This is a genomic window from Faecalibacterium sp. 7, from assembly GCF_049562865.1.
GTDB lineage: Bacteria > Bacillota > Clostridia > Oscillospirales > Ruminococcaceae > Faecalibacterium > Faecalibacterium wellingii.
The window spans coordinates 2,123,319-2,143,720 of the sequence record NZ_CP186911.1; the positions used below are offsets into that span (position 1 = coordinate 2,123,319).

At 55.9% G+C, this 20,402-nt stretch carries 14 protein-coding genes and 1 rRNA gene; 12 read left to right on the forward strand and 3 right to left on the reverse strand.

The window, feature by feature from the left end:
* Positions 1-288: 288 nt before the first annotated feature.
* A complete protein-coding gene (locus ACKXF7_RS10715) occupies positions 289-1,386 on the reverse strand; it encodes a 5-bromo-4-chloroindolyl phosphate hydrolysis family protein (RefSeq protein WP_423741253.1) in 1,098 nt (365 codons plus the stop codon).
* 152 nt (positions 1,387-1,538) lie between these two features.
* Positions 1,539-3,467: a molecular chaperone HtpG gene (gene htpG, locus ACKXF7_RS10720; RefSeq protein WP_423741254.1), complete on the reverse strand. Its 1,929-nt coding sequence runs from the start codon at positions 3,465-3,467 to the stop codon at positions 1,539-1,541.
* Between the two features lie 469 nt (positions 3,468-3,936).
* Between htpG and ACKXF7_RS10725 the strand changes: the two genes are divergently transcribed.
* From ACKXF7_RS10725 to ACKXF7_RS10735, 3 genes are all read left to right on the forward strand, one after another.
* A complete protein-coding gene (locus ACKXF7_RS10725) occupies positions 3,937-4,560 on the forward strand; it encodes an alpha/beta hydrolase (RefSeq protein ID WP_423741255.1) in 624 nt (207 codons plus the stop codon).
* A gap of 108 nt (positions 4,561-4,668) precedes the next feature.
* Positions 4,669-5,109 (forward strand): hypothetical protein, encoded by a 441-nt coding sequence (locus ACKXF7_RS10730; protein WP_423741256.1) that lies wholly within the window; start codon positions 4,669-4,671, stop codon positions 5,107-5,109.
* A 35-nt stretch (positions 5,110-5,144) separates the two neighbouring features.
* The gene (locus tag ACKXF7_RS10735) at positions 5,145-5,675 is read left to right on the forward strand and encodes an HD domain-containing protein (protein WP_249236892.1); all 531 of its coding nucleotides are present in this window, start codon (positions 5,145-5,147) and stop codon (positions 5,673-5,675) included.
* Between the two features lie 73 nt (positions 5,676-5,748).
* Here the strand turns inward: ACKXF7_RS10735 and ACKXF7_RS10740 are convergent, their stop codons facing one another.
* Positions 5,749-6,267, reverse strand: coding sequence for a GNAT family N-acetyltransferase (locus ACKXF7_RS10740; RefSeq protein ID WP_348583250.1), 519 nt, complete (start codon positions 6,265-6,267; stop codon positions 5,749-5,751).
* Between the two features lie 208 nt (positions 6,268-6,475).
* On the opposite strand from ACKXF7_RS10740, the gene ACKXF7_RS10745 reads away from it, so the two are divergent.
* The 9 genes from ACKXF7_RS10745 (at position 6,476) to ACKXF7_RS10785 (ending at position 20,295) form a co-directional block, all read left to right on the forward strand.
* Entirely contained in the window at positions 6,476-7,543 is a 1,068-nt protein-coding gene (locus ACKXF7_RS10745) for an alpha/beta hydrolase (RefSeq protein ID WP_348583251.1), read from the forward strand.
* A 22-nt stretch (positions 7,544-7,565) separates the two neighbouring features.
* On the forward strand, positions 7,566-8,633 hold the full coding sequence (locus ACKXF7_RS10750) for an alpha/beta hydrolase (protein ID WP_423741257.1): 1,068 nt from the start codon (positions 7,566-7,568) through the stop codon (positions 8,631-8,633).
* 15 nt (positions 8,634-8,648) lie between these two features.
* Positions 8,649-9,725, forward strand: coding sequence for an alpha/beta hydrolase (locus ACKXF7_RS10755; protein ID WP_423741258.1), 1,077 nt, complete (start codon positions 8,649-8,651; stop codon positions 9,723-9,725).
* Between the two features lie 61 nt (positions 9,726-9,786).
* The gene (gene rmuC / locus ACKXF7_RS10760) at positions 9,787-11,124 is read left to right on the forward strand and encodes a DNA recombination protein RmuC (RefSeq protein WP_423741259.1); all 1,338 of its coding nucleotides are present in this window, start codon (positions 9,787-9,789) and stop codon (positions 11,122-11,124) included.
* Positions 11,125-11,253: 129 nt separating this feature from the next.
* On the forward strand, positions 11,254-12,435 hold the full coding sequence (locus ACKXF7_RS10765; RefSeq protein ID WP_423741260.1) for an FprA family A-type flavoprotein: 1,182 nt from the start codon (positions 11,254-11,256) through the stop codon (positions 12,433-12,435).
* Positions 12,436-12,565: 130 nt separating this feature from the next.
* A complete protein-coding gene (locus ACKXF7_RS10770; protein ID WP_348583259.1) occupies positions 12,566-14,254 on the forward strand; it encodes a glucosyltransferase domain-containing protein in 1,689 nt (562 codons plus the stop codon).
* A gap of 436 nt (positions 14,255-14,690) precedes the next feature.
* Complete coding sequence (gene pheS, locus ACKXF7_RS10775; protein ID WP_348583261.1) at positions 14,691-15,713, forward strand: phenylalanine--tRNA ligase subunit alpha; 1,023 nt, start codon at positions 14,691-14,693, stop codon at positions 15,711-15,713.
* Between the two features lie 18 nt (positions 15,714-15,731).
* A complete protein-coding gene (gene pheT, locus ACKXF7_RS10780) occupies positions 15,732-18,143 on the forward strand; it encodes a phenylalanine--tRNA ligase subunit beta (protein WP_423741261.1) in 2,412 nt (803 codons plus the stop codon).
* Positions 18,144-18,784: 641 nt separating this feature from the next.
* Positions 18,785-20,295, forward strand: a 16S ribosomal RNA gene (locus tag ACKXF7_RS10785).
* Positions 20,296-20,402: the final 107 nt, after the last annotated feature.

The window sequence follows — 20,402 nt, forward strand, 5'->3', positions numbered from 1 at the left end:
ATCTGAATGAAAAGTTGCAAAAAGTATAAAATCCGGCATTTGAAGGGAAATAGACGATTGAAATAAAATCAATTTAGAAACGGAAAAACCATTGTGGAAAACGCCTGCGGATCGGGTGCTTTGCGCAAGGTGGATAAACATTGCACGGCATGGAGATTTGCGTCGGACAGATGGGACGATGCTGCTGACGGCCATGACCCTTCCGGTGAAATGAAAAAGCCGGGGCTGCTGCACATCATCTGGCGCAGCAGTCCCGGCCTCCTATGATAAAAGATCCCGCCTGAGCGGTTATTTTGCAAAATCGCTGCCGGTCAGGCCGTCCATGTTCAGCATTCCTTCCAGTGCAGCCACATCGGCGGAGACATCCAGCGCGTCGGACTGGAACAGCTTGTCCAGCTGGTTTTCAAAGGCGGTCACCAGCAGGTCCATGCTGCGCTCGATGTTCTTTTTGGCATCGGCGATGTTTTCGCCCTGCACATCCTGCGCAGGAAGGCTGGCATAGGTGTTCAGCAGCTTGAGGGCAGTGGGCAGATAGTAGTCCATGAATTTCTGCAGCTGCGCCTTTTTGCCGGGGTCCTGCTTTGCCAGCTCAAAGATGCGGGCGCTGACCGCTTCCAGACGGCTGATCTTGGCGGTCATCACCGGGTCAGGAATGGCATCGTTGGCCTGCCGCAGCTGCTGCAGAAGGGCGGCGTACTGGTCCGCTGGTTCCGGTGCGGGCTTCGGTTCCGGCTGCTTGGGCGGCTGGGGCGCAGCACCGCGCACCACAAGGGTAGCAGTGCGGTTGTCGATGTAGGCGTCGGCACCAAAGTAACCGTGGGAAATGGCGCTTTCCACCGCAGCACGCCCCTTTGCGGCATCGATGCCTGCGGCGGCAAACAACTCGTCCAGCGGGATGTTGTCGCGGTCGCCTGCGATCTTGTCCAGCAGGCGTTCCAGCTTGCGGGTGCGGTCCATGCGCAGGCCGGTCAGCAGAGCAGCGCCGCCGCCCAGCATCTGGGCGATGGCTGTAAACGCCTCCATCATGCTGTCAGCACCATCCATGAACAGGGTGCTGAAGCCTGCAAACAGAAAGACGGCACCGCCGATGGTGCACAGGGTGGTAAGGAGCTTGTGCCGCTCCTTGGCATCCTTCTGCTCTTTGGTGGGAACATCGTGGCCGTAAGTTGGCTCGGTTTCCTGCCGGGGTGCCGTCTGCGCAGGGGCGGGGCCGAGGTCGGAACGATAGTCTGCCTGCGCCTGTGCAGCGGCTTTTTCTTCTTTTTCGGCGTTTTTATCGATGCTTTTTAAGATGAACAGCAGCACGCCCAGCGGTGCCGACATGGCAAACACAATAAAAATGGCAATGGTAGGGATATGCGCAAAATAGTGCTTCTTTGGCTGCATGGATAAGACCTCTCAATGTATCAAAAACAGTTCAAAACAGAAAAAGACCGCGTTCCACTCTATTATAGCGGAGCACGGTCTTTTTGTTAAGGGGTAAATATCGATGCGTGCGAAAACAGCAGGGGAGTAAGACCGCTGTTTTCCGGGAAACGTTACTTCATCAGGCTGCAGACGGCCTCCGCGTAAGCGGCAGGGTCATCCACCGGCAGGCCTTCAATGAGCTGCGCCTGTGCATACAGCAGAGCGCTGTACTTCTTGAGCTTGTCGGTGTCACCTGCCTCCTGTGCGGCCTTGAGCACGGCAAACACGGGGTGGTTGACATTCAGCTCCAGCACCTTGTCACTCTTCACGCCCTCGCTGCCGGGCTGCTTGGACAGCACCTTTTCCATTTCGATGGACAGCGGGCCGTCGGCACTCAGACACACGGGGTGATCCTTCAGACGGGTGGAGACCTTGACCTCCTTCACCTTGCCGTCCAGAGCATCCTTCATAGTGTCGAACAGAGCCTTGTTCTCGGCGGTGGCATCCTCGGCGGCCTTCTTCTCTTCCTCGGTCTCAAGGCCCAGATCGCCGCTGTTGACATTCTTGAACTCCACAGTGCCGTCCTTGCCCTCGGCATCCTTGCGGGGATAGCTGCGCAGGATCTGCAGGCAGAACTCATCCACATCCTCGGTCAGCAGCAGGACGTCATAGCCCTTATCCATGACCAGCTCAGCGGCGGGCAGCTTTGCCAGACGGTCGGTAGAATCACCGGCAGCAAAGTAGATATACTTCTGCTCAGCGGGCATCTTGTCCACATACTCCTGCAGAGTGACCATCTTCTGCTCTTTGGCAGACCAGAACAGCAGCAGGTCGCGCAGCAGCTCGGCGTGCATGCCGTAGTCGGAGTAAGCACCGAACTTGATCTGACGGCCGAACTCCTTCCAGAATTCCTCGTACTTCTGGCGGTCGTTGGCCAGCATGGCGTGCAGCTCGTTCTTGATCTTCTTTTCCAGAGCGTTGTGGATCAGCTTGAGCTGGTTGTCCTTCTGCAGCATCTCGCGGCTGATATTCAGGCTCAGATCCTGACTGTCCACGATGCCCTTGACGAAGCTGAAGTAATCGGGCAGCAGGTCGGCGCACTTCTCCATGATGAGCACGCCGGATGCGTACAGAGCAAGACCCTTCTCGTAATCCTTGGTGTAGAAATCGTAGGGGCGGTGGCTGGGTACGAACAGCAGGGCGTTGTAGTTCGCGGTGCCCTCGGTGCGGCTGACGATGACACGGGCGGGGTCGGTATAATCGTTGAACTTCTCTTTATAGAAGCTGGCGTACTCTTCGTCGGTCACTTCGCTCTTCTGCTTTTTCCAGATGGGCACCATGCTGTTCAGGGTCTCCAGCTCGGTGTAGCTCTCCCACTCGGGCTTGTAATCCTCGGGCTTGGGGTCCGGTTCCGGCTTCTGGCGCTCGTGCTGGCGCTCCATCTGGATGGGGTAGCGCACATAGTCGCTGTACTTCTTGACGATGGCAACAATGCCGTATTCATCCAGGAAATTATCGTAGTGGTCGGTCTCGGTGTCCGGCTTGATGTGCAGGATGATCTGGGTGCCGGCGGTGTCCTTCTGGGCGGGGGTCATTTCGTAGCCGTCCACGCCGGAGGACTCCCACTGCCATGCTTCATCCGAGTCATAGGCCTTGGAAATGACCGTGACCTTGTCGGCAACCATGAAGGAGGAGTAGAAGCCCACGCCGAACTGACCGATGATGTCGATGTTCTCGTCCTTGTTGTCTTTCTTGAAGTCCAGAGAACCGGAGTGGGCGATGGTGCCCAGATTCTGTTCCAGTTCCTCTTTGGTCATGCCGATGCCGTTATCCTCGATGGTCAGGATGCGGTTATCCTTGTCGCGGGTGATGAGGATGCGGAAATCACCCTTGTTCATGCCCACGGAGGGATCGGTCAGACTCTTATAGTAGAGCTTATCAATGGCATCCGATGCGTTGGAGATCAGCTCCCGCAGGAAGATCTCCTTATTGGTGTAGATGGAGTTGATCATCATATCCATCAGTTTTTTGCTTTCAGCCTGAAATTCTTTCTTAGCCATAATGCAAGACCTCTTTTTATCTGTATTCAGTGCCGGGCACTCGGGAAGCTGGAATACCTCGGAATGCTTAGCACTCATAACTTTCGAGTGCTAATATACACCGCTTCCCGGCAAAAATCAAGGGCTTTCATAAAAAGTTTAAAAATCGGAAGCGGCCTGCGGTCTGTGCAGACCTTTTGTGCCTGCCAATTAAAACGGAACTGCCATTATAGATGACCGTGGTGCACACAAAGACGGGTTTAAATCGTATTTCAAATGAAAACGTTTTGTGCTATAATGAACCCCGAAGATCATTTCCGAAGGGGGAGTATCATGCAGCTGAAGCAGCTGGAACTGGAAGGCGGCGGAACGCTGACTGTTTATCTGCGGGATTCCTGCGAACGGATGCCGAAGGCCATCGACCGGCCTTTGGTGCTGGTGGTGCCCGGCGGCGGCTATACCCACGTCAGCGCCCGGGAGGGCGACCCGGTTGCACTGCAGTTTGCAGCAGCGGGATATCATGCCGCTGTGCTGGACTACGCCATCTGCGAACAGGCGAAGGACGGTCTGCCGCTGCGCCAGCTGGCACAGGCCATCGGCCTTGTGCGGCAGCACGCGGCCGGGTGGCATATCCTGCCGGAAAACAATCGCAGTGTGCGGCTTTTCGGCGGGCGGCCATCTGGCACTTTCCGGTGCTGTGCTGGACATTCCCGGGGAGCGCGCCCAGCCCCGGCCCGATGCGGTGATCCTGGGCTATCCGGTGATCACCGCAGGACAGTATGCCCACCGCGGCAGCTTTGTGCAGCTGGCGGGCAGCACCGACCCGGCGGCACAGCAGGCATTCGGTCTGGAGGATAAGATCACGCCGCAGACGCCGCCGGTGTTCGTGTGGGCCACCATGGAGGACGCCACCGTTCCGGTGGAAAACACACTGATGCTGGTGAGCGCCCTGCACAGGGCAGGTGTGCCCTGCGAGGCGCATCTGTTTGAAAAGGGGGTGCACGGCACCAGCATCAGCACCGCAGAGGTGGATCAGCCCAGCCGCCACCGGCATCACTGGGTGGAACTGGCAGTGGAATGGCTGGGAGACACTTTTGACTGGTCGGTTGGATAAGTCTGACATATTTGAACGAACCTACAAAAAATTTACAATTAAACTGTTGACTTGCATAAACCTTTGACGTATACTGGTCAGCAGGGACAAACTTAAGGAGGAATACCTATGGTTATGGACCCGACCCTGCCGCGTATTTCTGTGCGCGACCTGCTCATGCAGGCATTTCTTACCGGGTGGGAGCTTTCGGACAAGACAGTCTCGCAGGACGAATACCTGCAAAGCTCCATTCAGGTGATCGAAATGCTGCAGGTGGAACCGGAAAACCTTTATGCCGAAGAAGGCCTTGGCCTGCCGGACGGCGAAGAGGTGGATCATCTGGACGATTGGCTGCGTGCCGACGGCCAGTGGCTGTACTACGGGGTGGAGGAAGAGAACTTCTTCCTGATCCAGTGGTATCCGGACGAAGCGGCTGCAAACGCAAAGCTGGCCCAGCTGGAAGAACTGGGCGACGGCAAGCAGTATCTGGTAGATCTTTCCCTCAAGCGGGAGAATCCTTCCAGCGCAGAAAACTTCGGCAATTCCAATCCGGTCCAGCTTCGTTCCTGAAAACATCACCTTAAAGCGAAAGGAAATTTTGCAGCATGCAGCTTTCTGAGATCGAGCGCGAACAGCTTTATGCCATCGTAGAAAAATACGATCATCACCCGGATGTACAGCGGATGCGGGAGTATATCCAGCACGGTTCTGTCACCACCTACCAGCATTGCAAGAATGTGGCGCTGGTGAGCTTCTGGCTCAACCGCCGTCTGCATCTGCACGCCGATGAGACCTCGCTGGCGGTGGGTGCCCTGCTGCATGATTTTTATCTGTATGACTGGCATAACAAGGGCACCTTCCACGGCCTGCGCCGGTTGTTTGAGATGCACGGCTTCTCGCACCCAGGCTGTGCCTGCATCAATGCAGAGCGTGTGTTCGGCATCACCAAAAAGGAACAGAGCATCATTTCCAGCCACATGTGGCCGCTGACCTTCCGTCATGTACCCACCTGCCGTGAGGCCATCATCGTCTGCCTGGCAGATAAGTACTGCGCTGTGGTGGAGAGCATGTTCCAGCGCTCCCACGCCGGTGCTGTGGTAGACGGCAGCGTGGAAGTCGATGGCGAAGAGTGGTAAGCCTGCCTGCTGGTAAATAAGCGAAACAAAAAAGGACTCTGCATCGTCAAGGTGCAGAGTCCTTTTTTGCATCTCACAGCTTTTTGTAGCCCTCCGGCTCATCCGCAGCGGCACGACGCTCCATGAGGAAGGTGTCCAGCCAGCGGCCATGACAGTCCCGCGCAATGCGCTCGCGGCGGCCTACCAGACGGAAGCCACACTTGGTGTGCAGGGCACGGCTGGCAGCATTGTCCTGCAGCACGGTGGACTGCAGGGTCCAGTAGCCGGCTTCTTCGGCCTGACGGCACAGCTCGGCCAGCAGATGACAGCCCAGCCCATGGCCGCGGAACTGCTCCCCCACATAGATGCTCACCTCAGCTACGCCGCGGTAGCACCAGCGCGGGTCTACCCGGTGCAGTGCGGTCCACCCGGCAATGACATCGTTCACCAGCAGCACCAGCCGACAGTCCTTTGTGTGGGAGGCATCCCACGCAGCGTACGGGGGGCAGGTAGTCTGAAAGGTGGCATGTTCTGTGGCGATGCCCTCTAAATAGATTCTGGAAACGGCGTCCCAGTCTTCCGGCTCCATGGGCCGGATCGTGATCTTGCTCATATGCAATTTCCCAGCGGACAGGCAGAAGCCTGCCCATACCCTCAACTCTCAAAAATGACCGATTTCAGTATAGCAGAATTTGCAGTGCGGTACAAGCGCCGCACTGCACAGAAATTTCTTTGACATCAGGCAGGTTTGTGATACAATAAAACATATAAACAAGAGCACGGCGCAGAGACCGCCGCTGCAGAACGGAGGACATTGACACATGAAATGGATCAGAACGGCACTGTGTGCGCTGGGAATGCTGGCGTGCCTGTCACTTTCGGCTTTTGCAGCAGAGCTTGGAGAGCCGAACATCACAGAGCAGACCACGATGAAGGAGCTGCGGGAAAACCCCAGCATCAAGGGTTCGGGCTTTTACACCTACTGCAACGAGTGGATCGAGGGTAGCACAAAATACGACAACACGCCGATCAAGGGCTATGTGAGCTGGGCGGCCTCTGAGGATGCCGCCGAGGGCATGAACCTTGTGATCGAGAACTACAACAAGGGCGTGCAGGTCACATGGCAGGTGTATACACCGGAAGAGATCGAGGCAGACCCGGCGCTGGGCATGGTGCAGCTGTTTTATTTCCCGGCAAAAACGGAAAACGCCAAATATGTGGTCGTGGTGCCTGGCAACGGAGGCAACACCACGGCAGAGCTGAACGAGGGCGCATCCATCGCGAACCAGCTGCACGATCTGGGCTATGCGGTGTTCGTGCTGCGGTACCGTTCGTTCCTGAATGCTTCCGACAACGCGCCGCTGTACGACATTGCCAATGCCGTGAAGTATCTGACCAAAAATGCAGAGCAGTTCGGTGTCCAGCGCGAGAACTACGCCCTGATGGGCTTCTCGTCCGGCGGACACATCGTGGGACTGATCGGCTCGGACAACGAGCGGTTCGGCTACAAGGCCTTTGGCATTCCTCAGCCGGCAGCACTGCTGCTGGGTTATCCCATCAACGATTTCTATGAGGTAAAGCCGCTGTACCACATTGCCATCGACCCGCTTATCATCGGCTGGCGTTACTACTGGACCAACATCTCGGATGTGGTAAACAAGAATTACACCCCCACCTTCTTCTGGTACGGCAAAAACGATTATTACATGGAGTGCATGAACTACGAAAAGCAGGGCCCCCTGCTGGAAAAGACCCTGAAGGAGAGCGGTGCGACCTATCAGTGCGTGGTGTATGAGGACGCCCCGCACGCCATTGGCCCGGGCCGTCACACCGATGCGGACGGATGGATCAAGCTGGCTACTGAGTTCTGGGAGGAACAGTGTAAATAACCGACAGAAAAAGGGGATTGCTGTGAAAAAACGATTTCGTGCGGTGCTGCTGAGTCTGGGACTCCTGTTCCTGCTGGCACAGCCTGCATTTGCGGCAGAGCTGGGCGAGCCCAATATCACACCGCAGACCACCATGCGGGAACTGCGGGAAAACCCATCATTGAAAGCTTCCGGATACTATACTTACTGCAGGGAAATGCTGCCCATCGAAAGCAATTACTGGAACAATAAAACACTGGCCCAGTATGCAAAGCCGCAGCTGGTCTATGATTGCGCGGATGCGATGAACCTTGTGATCGAAAACTACAATAAGGGCGTACAGGTCACATGGCAGGTGTATACTCCGGAAGAAATTGCGGAAAATTCTTCTCTGGGCATGGTGCAGCTGTTTTATTACCCGGCGGAAGGATCCGGCGGGCGCTATGCGATAGTGTTGCCAGGCAACGGAAGCACCGTCACCTCAGAAATGGAAGAGGGCGGCTCTGCTGCCAGCCAGCTGCATGCGATGGGTTATACCGTATTTGTGCTGCGGTATCGTTCTTTTCTGGACGCAACGGACAATGCGCCGCTGGATGATATTGGCCGCGCCGTGCAGTTCATCACGCAGAATGCAGAACGGTTCGGCGTACAGGCAGAAGGGTATGCCATTACAGCGTTTTCCTCTGGCGGACAGCTGGCTGGACTGTTTTGCAACGAGGAGATCGGCTGGGGCAGATACAGTGTGCCCAAGCCCGGTGCACTGCTTATGGCCTATCCGGTCATCAACTTCAACGAGGTCAAGCTGCTGTATCATGTGCTGATGGATCCGGGCGAGTGCGGCTGGCGCTTTTACTGTTCCAGCGTAGCCGATGTGGTAACGGATGATTACCCGCCGGTGTACTTCTGGTATGGCAAAAATGATATCATCCTGCCGCTGATGGATCTGCGGAAGCAGGGCCCTGCCTTTGAAAAAGCTTTGCAGGCACATGGTGTGCCATACCTGATGCAGGTATATAAAAATGCAGGACACAGCATTGGCACAGGGCGTGGCACAGACGCAGAAGGCTGGCTGACGGAGGCAGCTGCGTTCTGGGAAGAACAGGTCGGATAAAAAGGAGGCGCGGCAATGAAACACAAACTCTGTACAGCTGCAGTGTGCATCGGGATGCTGCTGGCTCTGGCACTGCCCGCATGGGCGGCAGAATACGGTGAAGCCAATATTACCCCGCAGACCACGATGAATGAGCTGAGGGAAAACCCCAGCATTGTGGGCTCCGGCCTGTACACCTACTCGCGTGAGCAGGACTGCACCCTGAAACAAGCCTACTGGGGTACACAGGAACTTGAAAAGTTCTCCAACCAGTGGACGGCACAGGATGCGGCAGAGGGCCTCAATCAGCTGATCCGGAATTATAATGCGGGCATCCAGATCACCTACCCGCTGTATACGGCAGAGGAAATTGCGCAGGACACCAGCCGGGATGTTGTGGAGCTGTACTATTTTCCGGCGCAGGGAGAAACGAAAAACCGGAAATATGCACTGGTGCTGGGTGGAAATGCCCTGATTACCAGCGCCGAGATCCGCGAGGGCATATCTACGGCGTGGCAGATGAACCAGATGGGCTATACTACGTTTGTGCTGCGCTACCGTATCGGGATACGGGCAGGCGGCAACGCACCTATGGAAGATGTGGCGCGGGCAGTGCAGTATATCACCGCACATGCAGAGCAGTTTGATGTGCAGCCGGAGCAGTATGCGGTGATCGGATACTCTTCCGGCGGACAGATCACCGGTCTGTTCGGTACGGATGCAGTGGGATATCGGAACTACGGCTTGCCAAAGCCTGGTGCTCTGCTGCTGGGTTATCCGGTAAATACATTCCGGGAACTGAAACCGGGCTATCGGATCCTGCTGGATCCCGATGTGCTTGCACAGCGGTATTACGATATGAATGTGTCGGACTATATAACGCCGGATTACCCACCGACCTTTTTCTGGTGTGGCAAAAATGACCTGACGCTTATGCTGATGGACTGGTACGCACAAATTCCGCAGCTTCAAAAAGCGATGGAGAAGAACGGCGTGCCCTATGTCAGCCATGTGTATGATAACGCGCCGCATTCGATTTCTACAGGACGCGGCACCGATGCAGAAGGCTGGCTGAACGAGGCTGTTGCATTCTGGGAAGAACAGACAAAATAAAAAAACACACAGATCCGGGCTTTGCAGCTGCACAGCCCGGATTTTGCAATGGGAGACGAAAATGGAATTTCTGGCATTTCTTTACACGGTGCTGCTGGTGGCCATCTGCCTGATGATGGCGCTGCTGCTCTACCGCTCGGCAAAGCCGACGGCCAGCCGGGACGATACGGAACTGAAGGAATGGCTGCGCCAGCAGCTGGATGCGCAGAACCGTCAGATGGAAGCGAAGCTGGCAGAGATGTCTCAGCAAAACCTTGCCGCCATGGGGCAGATCAGCGAGACGCTGCAGGCTTCGGTGCAGAGTATGAGCACCGCCCTTGCTGCCGGGCAGGGCAGTCAGCAGCAGACCATGGAGCAGCGGCTGCAGGGGCTGGAAGCCTCTAATTCCCGTAAGCTGGAAGAGATGCGCCGCACCCTTGCCGAGGGCCTGACCACCTTGCAGACCCAGAACGCCCAGAAGCTGGACGAGATCCGGCATACCGTGGACGAGCAGCTGCAGGATGCCCTGCAAAAGCGGGTGACCGAGAGCTTCAAAGCGGTCAATGACCAGCTGGAACAGGTATATAAGGGTCTTGGCGAGATGCAGAACCTTGCCGCCGATGTGGGCGGGCTGAAACAGGTACTTTCCGGCGTGAAGACCCGCGGCATTCTGGGCGAGATCCAACTGGGTGCGATCCTGGAAGAGATCCTTGCCCCGGAACAGTACGACACCAATGTGGCCACCATCCCGGGCAGTACCCAGCGGGTGGAATATGCCATCCGGATGCCCGGCGCGGACGGCGGCACGGTCTGGCTGCCCATCGATTCCAAGTTTCCGGGCGATACCTATGCCCACCTGCAGGACGCGCAGGCATCCGGCGACGCACAGGCCGTGGAGAACGCCCGCCACGCACTGGAGCTGGTGCTGCGCAGCGAGGCCAAGGACATCCGGGAAAAATATGTGGAGCCGCCCTATACCACGGCCTTCGGCATCCTGTTCCTGCCGTTTGAGGGCCTGTATGCCGAGGTGGTGAACGCCGGTCTGCTGGAAGTGCTGCAGAGGGACTATCAGGTGAACATCGCGGGCCCCAGCACCATGGCGGCGCTGCTCAACAGTCTGCAGATGGGCTTCAAGACCCTTGCCATCCAGAAGCGTTCCGGCGAGGTGTGGCAGCTGCTGGGTGCGGTAAAGACCGAATTTGACAAGTTCGGGCAGGGACTTTCCAAGATGCAGCAGCGTCTGCGCCAGACCGACGAAGAGCTGGATAACCTCATCGGGGTGCGCAGCCGTGCCATCAGCCGCAAGCTGCGGGCGGTGCAGACCATGGACGAGGGCACTGCCGCCGCGCTGCTGGAGCTGGACAACGAGCCGGGCAGACCGGTGGCGGCACGTCTGCCGGAGAATGGGGAAGAGCTCTGATGCGCAGAATATTCCTGCGTTATCCCTTGCGATTTTTCTGACGATGTGGTATGATAGGAACTGTTCTCAGAAACAACCGCCGCAAAAACGCGGCACTGCATAAAAATATAAATAAGGAGACCGAGCATTATGAGCGTAAACAAGATCAGTGAAGCCATTCTGGGCGTTGGTGTGGATGATACCACCATCGACCTGTTCGAGAGCCAGTATCCGGTGCCTACCGGCGTCAGCTATAATTCCTATGTCATTCTGGACGAGAAGACCGCCGTTCTGGATACGGTGGATGCCCGCGCCACCGAGCCGTGGCTGGAAAACCTGACCGAAGCTCTGGCAGGCCGTAAGCCGGATTATCTGGTGGTCTCCCACATGGAGCCGGACCACGGCGCAAATATCGCAAAGCTGGCGGCACTCTATCCGGAGATGCAGGTGGTGGGCAACGCCAAGACCTTCCTGTATATGGATCAGTTCTTTGGTGCTGATGCTGTGGCAAAGGAGCGCCGCGTGGTGGTGAAGGACGGCGAGAGCCTGAGCCTTGGCACCCACACCCTGACCTTTGTGTTTGCCCCCATGGTGCACTGGCCGGAGGTCATGGTCAGCTATGAGAGCAGCGAGAAGGTGCTGTTCTCCGCTGATGGCTTTGGCCGCTTTGGCGCTGTGGCAAAGTTTGACGAAAAGGCCGACTGGGCCAGCGAAGCCCGCCGCTACTACCTGAACATCGTAGGCAAGTACGGCCCGCAGGTACAGGCGCTGCTGAAAAAGGCAGTGGCGCTGGATATCCGGACCATCTGCCCGCTGCACGGTCCGGTGCTGACCGGAGATCTGGGCAAGTATCTGAACTACTACGACATCTGGTCCAGCTACAAGCCCGAGGAGCCGGAAAAGATCCTTGTGGCAAGTGCTTCCATCCACGGCCACACCCGTGCAGCAGCCCACCTCATGGCAGAAAAGCTGCGTGCAAAGGGCGCAAAGGTAGTGGAGATGGACCTGACCCGCACTGATGTGTCCTATGCCGTCACCGAAGCCTTCCGCTGCGGAAAGATCGTGCTGGCCTGCGCCACCTATGACGGCTTCCTCTTCCCGCCGATGGAGAATCTGCTGACCCACCTCAAGACCAAGAGCTTCCAGAACCGCACGGTCGGCCTGATGGAGAATGGCACCTGGGCACCCATGGCTGCAAAGCTCATGCGCGCCGAGTTGGAAGGCATGAAGAACATCACGGTCTGTGAGAATGTGGTTACCATCCGTTCTGCTGCCAATGCCGCCGCAGAAGCCCAGATGGATGCTCTGGCTGCGGAGATCATGGAAAAGTAAACAGAATGGTCTGTACAGGGTCGCTGCCTGCCGGAGAGCCTCGGCGGGTAGCGGCCTTTTTGCAGCCATTGAACAGACGAAAGAAGTCTGATATAATACAGCTAAAACATATGGTGGGAGGAGCTCAGGAGTGTTAAAATCGATACACAGGGATGTGCTGCAATGGTGGAAAGGCCCGGATAAAAAGTATTTTTGTGTGATGCTTGGGTTTGCTGTTGTGGTGTATTTTCCACTAATGAGTCAAAAACTGACAAATACATTTGACGGACTTTGGATGGATACATATTATATTGCCGGCGGCTGGGAACTTTCTATCGGCAGATGGCTCTGGCCGCTTGCAGATGCGCTGAGGTTTGGCGTTCAGACGGACCCGATCAATTCGCTGCTTACGCTCTCGCTCGTGACACTTTCGTTTATTCTGGTGCGCAGGCTCTTTACGACAAAGGATTCGTTTCTTACCTATCTGCTGGGAATGGCATTTATCTCAAGTGCATCGGTCAGCATCCAACTGTCGTATCGGTACATGTCACCGATCTTCGGATTATCGCTTTTTCTCTCGGTTGCTGCAGCATACTGTGTGATCCGCACGGAAAATAAGGTCAGAGCAGTTGTGCAGGGGACAGTGTGTCTGACACTGAGTCTGGGTCTGTATCAGGCAAATCTCGGGAGTTTCTGCCTGATCCTTCTGGTCTATTTCCTCATGCTTCTGTTTCAAAAGCCGGATCGCAGCCTGATTCATGGGCATATTGCAAAAAGTCTTTGCAGTGCGGCGGCTGGCGTGGTATTGTATTATCTGACCCTGAAGATCGTTTTGCTGATTACGGGCTCTCGGATGTCAGAATACAACGGAGCTGCGAGTGTTTCACCGCTTTATGTTTTAAAGCGGCTGCCCACAGGAGTAGCAAGGGCATACCAGATCTTTGGGATCTATTTTTTTCGGAACCAGTATCGGAACAATATTCTGCAGGCCATGGGCTTTTTTGCGCTGATCGTTTTGCTGGTCGGATTCGGGCTGTTAAAACGCTTTTGGCGGGTCGTCCGGAGCAGAGACCCGGAATACATTTTGCTGAGCGCTGCGGCGTTGGCAGTGCTGCCGGCAATATGCAATGTGACGTTGTTGATTACCAGCGAAGCAACCTGGCATCTGCAGATGGCAGGGGCACTGGATCTGTTTATCCCTCTGTGCATCTTGCTTCTGGATGTGACCCGGAAGGAACAGCCTCAAAATGAAAAATTAAGGATGGCGGCTATCGGAGGGGCCGTCCTTTTGGCAGGCCTTATCGTATACGGCAATGTTTATATGAGGGCGGTCGATCAGGAAGCGATGTATGAAGGCAGAAAATCGCTAAAGACCATGACGGACCGGATCGCGGACGATCTGATCGACTTTGGATATTTTGACGGAGAAGAGCGGCTGCCGGTGGTGTTTGTGGGTAGACCCAGTTCAAACTCGGCTTTCCTGATGAGAGAATATTACCTGTATGCAAACACGTATGCCCAGATAGGCCGATTCTGGGGTGGCGCCGATGTTGCCCGGCAGGTGTGGAAGAGCGTTTTTCAGAATATCACACCGGTCAACTTTACCTATGGAAGAGTGGAACGTTACCTTGAAGTTTATGCGGAAAGCGAAACGGAGCAGATGCCGATCTATCCGCAGGAGGGGTATATCCGGCAGATCGGAGATACGGTGGTCGTCAAGATCTCGGACGATTACAAGGATGAGCTGACCAGCGCGGAAGAAGAAAAGCCGCTGTCGGGCTTTTTTGAACTCGGGCAGGTAGACAATGGCTTTTATGAGCCGTGGAAAGAGGAAGAATGAACCTGTCTGAAAAATGCGGTTGAGTGCGGCATTTGCGGAAACTGCGTGCGCAGCCCTTGCAAACTTCCGCGAAATGTGGTAGTATACATATGGTTATGAACCTGAATACTCCCAAACGCAGCGACGGAGAGAGTAGGTCTGTACCGCACGGCAAAGAGAGAAGCTTCACCGGCTGAAAGGGCTTCCGTGTGCGGGCTGGCTGAAGTTCGCTCCTGAGCGGTCTGTGCGAAAGGCGGAAGCTCACTAGCACAGAACGGTTGCGCCCCGTTACGGCGTTCTGAGAGCCGCCCGGCATCTGTGCACGGGTGGAAACCGGGTGGTACCGCGGAGCAGAAGAATTACAGCTTCGTCCCTTTTGCCTGAGAAATCGGGCAGGGGACGGAGCTTTTTTGTTGCACTCCGCTCATCAACACGAAGAATAAAGGAGAGAACATCCATGCAAGCAATGATCGACGAGCTGGCAAAACAGGCCGCTGAAAGCCTTGGTCAGGTGTCCGGCAAGGAAACGCTGGCCTCCTTCTGGCAGGAGTACCTCAGCAAAAACGGCAAGATCTCTGCCCTGATGAAGAACCTGCGCACCGTTGCGCCGGAAGAGCGTCCTGCCATGGGCAAGATCATCAACGAACTCAAGGCAAAGGTGCAGGCAGACTATGACGCTGCCGCAGAACAGGTGAAGCAGGCAGAGCTTGCTGCCCGCAATGCCGCTGAGACGGTGGATATCACGCTGCCCGCCAAGACCCGCCCCATGGGCGGCCTGCACCCGCTGACCCTGATCACCAACCAGATCATCGACGTGTTCTCCGGCATGGGCTTTTCGGTGGGCACCTTCCCGGAGATCGAGGACGATGACCACAACTTTACCCGTCTGAATGTGCCCAAGGATCACCCGGCACGCGACATGCAGGACACCTTCTACCTGTCGGAGGAGTTCCTGCTGCGTACCCAGACTTCCGGCGGCCAGATCCGCACCATGGACGTTCAGAAGCCGCCCATCAAGATCCTGATGCCCGGCCGTGTGTTCCGCTCCGACTCGGACGCTACCCACAGCCCCATGTTCCACCAGATGGAAGGTCTGGTGGTGGATAAGGGCATCACGCTGGGCGACCTGCAGGGCGCACTGAACACCTTCGTGCAGAAACTGTTCGGTGCTGACACCCGCACCCGCCTGCGTCCTTCTTATTTCCCATTCACCGAGCCCAGCGTGGAGGTGGACGTGAGCTGCTTCGAGTGCCACGGCAAGGGCTGCCCGCTGTGCAAGCACACCGGCTGGATCGAGGTGCTGGGCGGCGGCGTTGTCAACCGCAAGGTGCTGGAGAACTGCAATATCGACCCGGACGAGTATTCCGGTTTCGCCTTCGGCATCGGCATCGAGCGTATCGCCATGCTGAAGTATGGCATCAACAACATCGGCCTGATGTTTGAGAACAACCTGCAGTTCCTCAAGCAGTTCCACGAATAAGAGGGGAGAGAAGAGACAATGAAAGTACCTTTCAGCTGGTTAAAAGAATTTGTAGATATCGACGTTACTGCGCAGGAACTGGAGGAAAAGCTCTTCTCCTGCGGCTTTGAGGTCGAAGAGCTGATCCCGCTGGATGCCGGCATCAGCAAGGTGGTCGTCGGCAAGATCGTGGAGATGGAAAAGCAGGAAGGCACCCACCTGACCAAGTGTGTGGTGGACTGCGGCGACTACGGCCACGACATCCGCATCAGCACCGGCGCCGCCAACATGAAGCTGGGCGACTGCGTGCCCGCTGCTCTGGATGGTTCCACCCTGCCCGGCGGCATCAAGATCAAGGCCCGCAAGATGCAGGGCGTGGAGTCCAACGGTATGCTGTGCTCCGGCGAAGAGCTGGGTCTGAACGACGACCTGTTCCCGGGCTCTGAGGTCTACGGCCTGCTCATCCTGCCCGAGGATTCTGTCCCCGGCACCGACATTGCCCCCGTGGTGGGTCTGGATGACTATATCTTTGATATCTCCATCACCGCAAACCGTCCGGACTGCCAGTCCGTTCTGGGCATCGCCCGCGAGGTGGCTGCCGTTCTGGGTAAGCCCCTGCACATGCCCGCCATGGACTACAAGACTGTCTGCGAGCCGGATGCGCCCATCACCGTCAAGGTGGAGGCTCCGGACCTGTGCCCCCGCTACATGGCACACTATGTGCGCAACATCCGCATGGGCGAGTCTCCCCGCTGGATGAAGCGCCATCTGGCTCTGTGCGGCCTGCGCTCCATCAGCAACGTGGTGGATATCACCAACCACACCCTGCTGGAAATGGGTCAGCCCATGCACGCCTTTGACCTGAACAAGGTCGCCGGCCGCACCATCGATGTGCGCCGTGCCCATGAGGGTGAGAAGATCGTCACACTGGACGAGAAGGAATTTACCCTGAACCCCAACAATCTGGTCATCTGCGATGCCGAAAAGCCGGTGGCACTTGCCGGCATCATGGGCGGCGCAAACTCCGGCATGGATGAGAACACCACCAGCCTGCTGTTTGAGTGTGCCACCTTCGCCCGCGACTGCGTGCGTAAGACCAGCCGCGCTCTGGGCCAGAACAGCGACTCCTCCGCCCGCTACGAGAAGGGTGTGGACCGTCACTCTCCTGAACTGGGCCTTGCCCGTGCCCTGCACCTGATTCAGGAGCTGGACTGCGGCGACATCACTACGCTTGAATATGACCTGACCGATGGCCGCCCGATGGAGCGCAAGCACATCGTTACTACTCCGGCTAAGATCTGCGGCGTGCTGGGCATCACCGTGCCGGATCAGACCATGATCGACATTCTGCAGCGTCTGGAGTTCACAGTGGATGTACAGGCCGATGGCAGCTGGGACGTGTCCGCACCCCTGTACCGCGAGGACGTGGAGAGCTTCCCGGATCTGGCCGAGGAGGTCATCCGTGAGTACGGCTACGACCACATCGTGCCCACCTTCCTGAACACCGCCTCCGTTACAAACGGCGGTCTGAACTACGACCAGAAGCAGCAGCTCAAGACCAAGCGTCTGCTGGCTGCGCAGGGCTTCTACGAGGCCTCTACGCTGGCCTTCTACTCCAACGCAGAACTGGATATGCTGCACATCCCGGCGGACGATGCTGCCCGCAAGGCCATCCACATCCTGAACCCCATCAGTGAGAATCTGTCCATCATGCGTACCCTGCTGGCTCCCTCCATGCTGAACGTCATTGTGGACAATCTCAAGAAGGGCAACACGGAAGGCCGTCTGTTCGAGATGGCACCGGTGTATCTTGCCAAGGAACTGCCCATCAATGAGCATCCGCACGAGCGCCAGACCCTGTGCATCGGCGCATTCGGCCCTGAAGAAGATTTCTTCACTGTCAAGGGTGCACTGGAAGCACTGGCAGCTGGCTTTGGCCTGAGCTTTGACTACAAGCGCGAGACCACCCCGTGGCTGCACCCCGGCATCAGCGCCGCTGTTTACTGTGGTGACAAGCGTCTGGGTGTGTTTGGCAAGCTGTCCAACGAGATCAACGGCGAGCTGGAAATTGCAAAGGATCAGAAGGACAGCCAGAATATTTATCTGGGCGAGCTGGATTACGAGGCTCTGATGTCCTGCGTGGACGGCGAGCTGCGCTATCAGCCGCTCAGCCCCTATGCTGCTGTCAAGCGTGATCTGGCACTGGTCTGCGATGAAAAAACCACCTGCGGCGAGATCGAAGAGACCATCAAGAAGGCCAGCCCTCTGGTGGGTGAGATCAAGCTGTTCGATATCTATCGCGGCGCAAATCTGGGCGAGGGCAAGAAGAGCATGGCATTCACCCTGTCTCTGTCTGACCCGAAGAAGGAAGTTTCCGCTGAGGAAGTGGAGCGTGTGGTCAAGAAGATCCTCGGCAATCTGAAGTTCAAGCTTGGCATCGAGATCCGCTAACTTTACTATATAAGTAATATAAGGCCGTCTGTGCAGGAATGTGCAGGCGGCTTTTTTACGTAAAAAGAGAACGTTGAATACAAGAAAATGAACGTTTTTCAGCAGCACAAGAAAAAAGATGAAAAAAGTTGTCAAAAAGTGTTGACAAGGAGGCGGGGGTGTGGTATTATACTTGAGCGCCAAGCGCTGAGGCAAAAGAATGACTTCCGGAGCCTTAGCAGGAAGCCCTTGAAAAGAACCAATAGACGCTGAAAAGTTTTGCGGTTGCGAGAGCAATGAACCGCCCCAGTGGGGCGTTCAAGCAAACGGAGCGGTCTTGCGAAAGCAAGATGGAGGGGTCTCACCCCGACAAGCTCACGGTTTGTTCTGAGAAACTTCTTGAGTGCCCAAGTTCAGAAAGTTCAAAAGCTTCTAAAAAATAAGGCTTGACAAAAAACCACTTCGGTGGTACAATAAACAGGTCGTCAGCCGCAAGGCTGAGGCGCACAGGACCTTGAAAATTGAACAATATCGAAAAACTTGTAAGGAACCTTTATGTGTTTGGAAAAACACTTAAAACAATTCCAAAAGTAATTCACACAGGACGCAAGCGATTGCGTGCTGAGCGAACAAGATTTAACACTTTTAAGTGATAAATATCATTTATAAAGAGTTTGATCCTGGCTCAGGACGAACGCTGGCGGCGCGCCTAACACATGCAAGTCGAACGAGCGAGAGAGAGCTTGCTTTCTCGAGCGAGTGGCGAACGGGTGAGTAACGCGTGAGGAACCTGCCTCAAAGAGGGGGACAACAGTTGGAAACGACTGCTAATACCGCATAAGCCCACGGCTCGGCATCGAGCAGAGGGAAAAGGAGCAATCCGCTTTGAGATGGCCTCGCGTCCGATTAGCTGGTTGGTGAGGTAACGGCCCACCAAGGCGACGATCGGTAGCCGGACTGAGAGGTTGAACGGCCACATTGGGACTGAGACACGGCCCAGACTCCTACGGGAGGCAGCAGTGGGGAATATTGCACAATGGGGGAAACCCTGATGCAGCGACGCCGCGTGGAGGAAGAAGGTCTTCGGATTGTAAACTCCTGTTGTTGGGGAAGATAATGACGGTACCCAACAAGGAAGTGACGGCTAACTACGTGCCAGCAGCCGCGGTAAAACGTAGGTCACAAGCGTTGTCCGGAATTACTGGGTGTAAAGGGAGCGCAGGCGGGAAGACAAGTTGGAAGTGAAATCTATGGGCTCAACCCATAAACTGCTTTCAAAACTGTTTTTCTTGAGTAGTGCAGAGGTAGGCGGAATTCCCGGTGTAGCGGTGGAATGCGTAGATATCGGGAGGAACACCAGTGGCGAAGGCGGCCTACTGGGCACCAACTGACGCTGAGGCTCGAAAGTGTGGGTAGCAAACAGGATTAGATACCCTGGTAGTCCACACCGTAAACGATGATTACTAGGTGTTGGAGGATTGACCCCTTCAGTGCCGCAGTTAACACAATAAGTAATCCACCTGGGGAGTACGACCGCAAGGTTGAAACTCAAAGGAATTGACGGGGGCCCGCACAAGCAGTGGAGTATGTGGTTTAATTCGACGCAACGCGAAGAACCTTACCAAGTCTTGACATCCCTTGACAGGCATAGAAATATGTTTTCTCTTCGGAGCAAGGAGACAGGTGGTGCATGGTTGTCGTCAGCTCGTGTCGTGAGATGTTGGGTTAAGTCCCGCAACGAGCGCAACCCTTATGGTCAGTTACTACGCAAGAGGACTCTGGCCAGACTGCCGTTGACAAAACGGAGGAAGGTGGGGATGACGTCAAATCATCATGCCCTTTATGACTTGGGCTACACACGTACTACAATGGCGTTAAACAAAGAGAAGCAAGACCGCGAGGTGGAGCAAAACTCAGAAACAACGTCCCAGTTCGGACTGCAGGCTGCAACTCGCCTGCACGAAGTCGGAATTGCTAGTAATCGTGAATCAGCATGCCACGGTGAATACGTTCCCGGGCCTTGTACACACCGCCCGTCACACCATGAGAGCCGGGGGGACCCGAAGTCGGTAGTCTAACCGCAAGGAGGACGCCGCCGAAGGTAAAACTGGTGATTGGGGTGAAGTCGTAACAAGGTAGCCGTAGGAGAACCTGCGGCTGGATCACCTCCTTTCTAAGGAGTCAGGCAAGGACAGAACATCAAAAGATGGACAGTTCTTGGACAGGTTTAAACGAGAAGAGTAGATATTGTTCGATTTTGAGGGCCCTGAAAAGGGAACT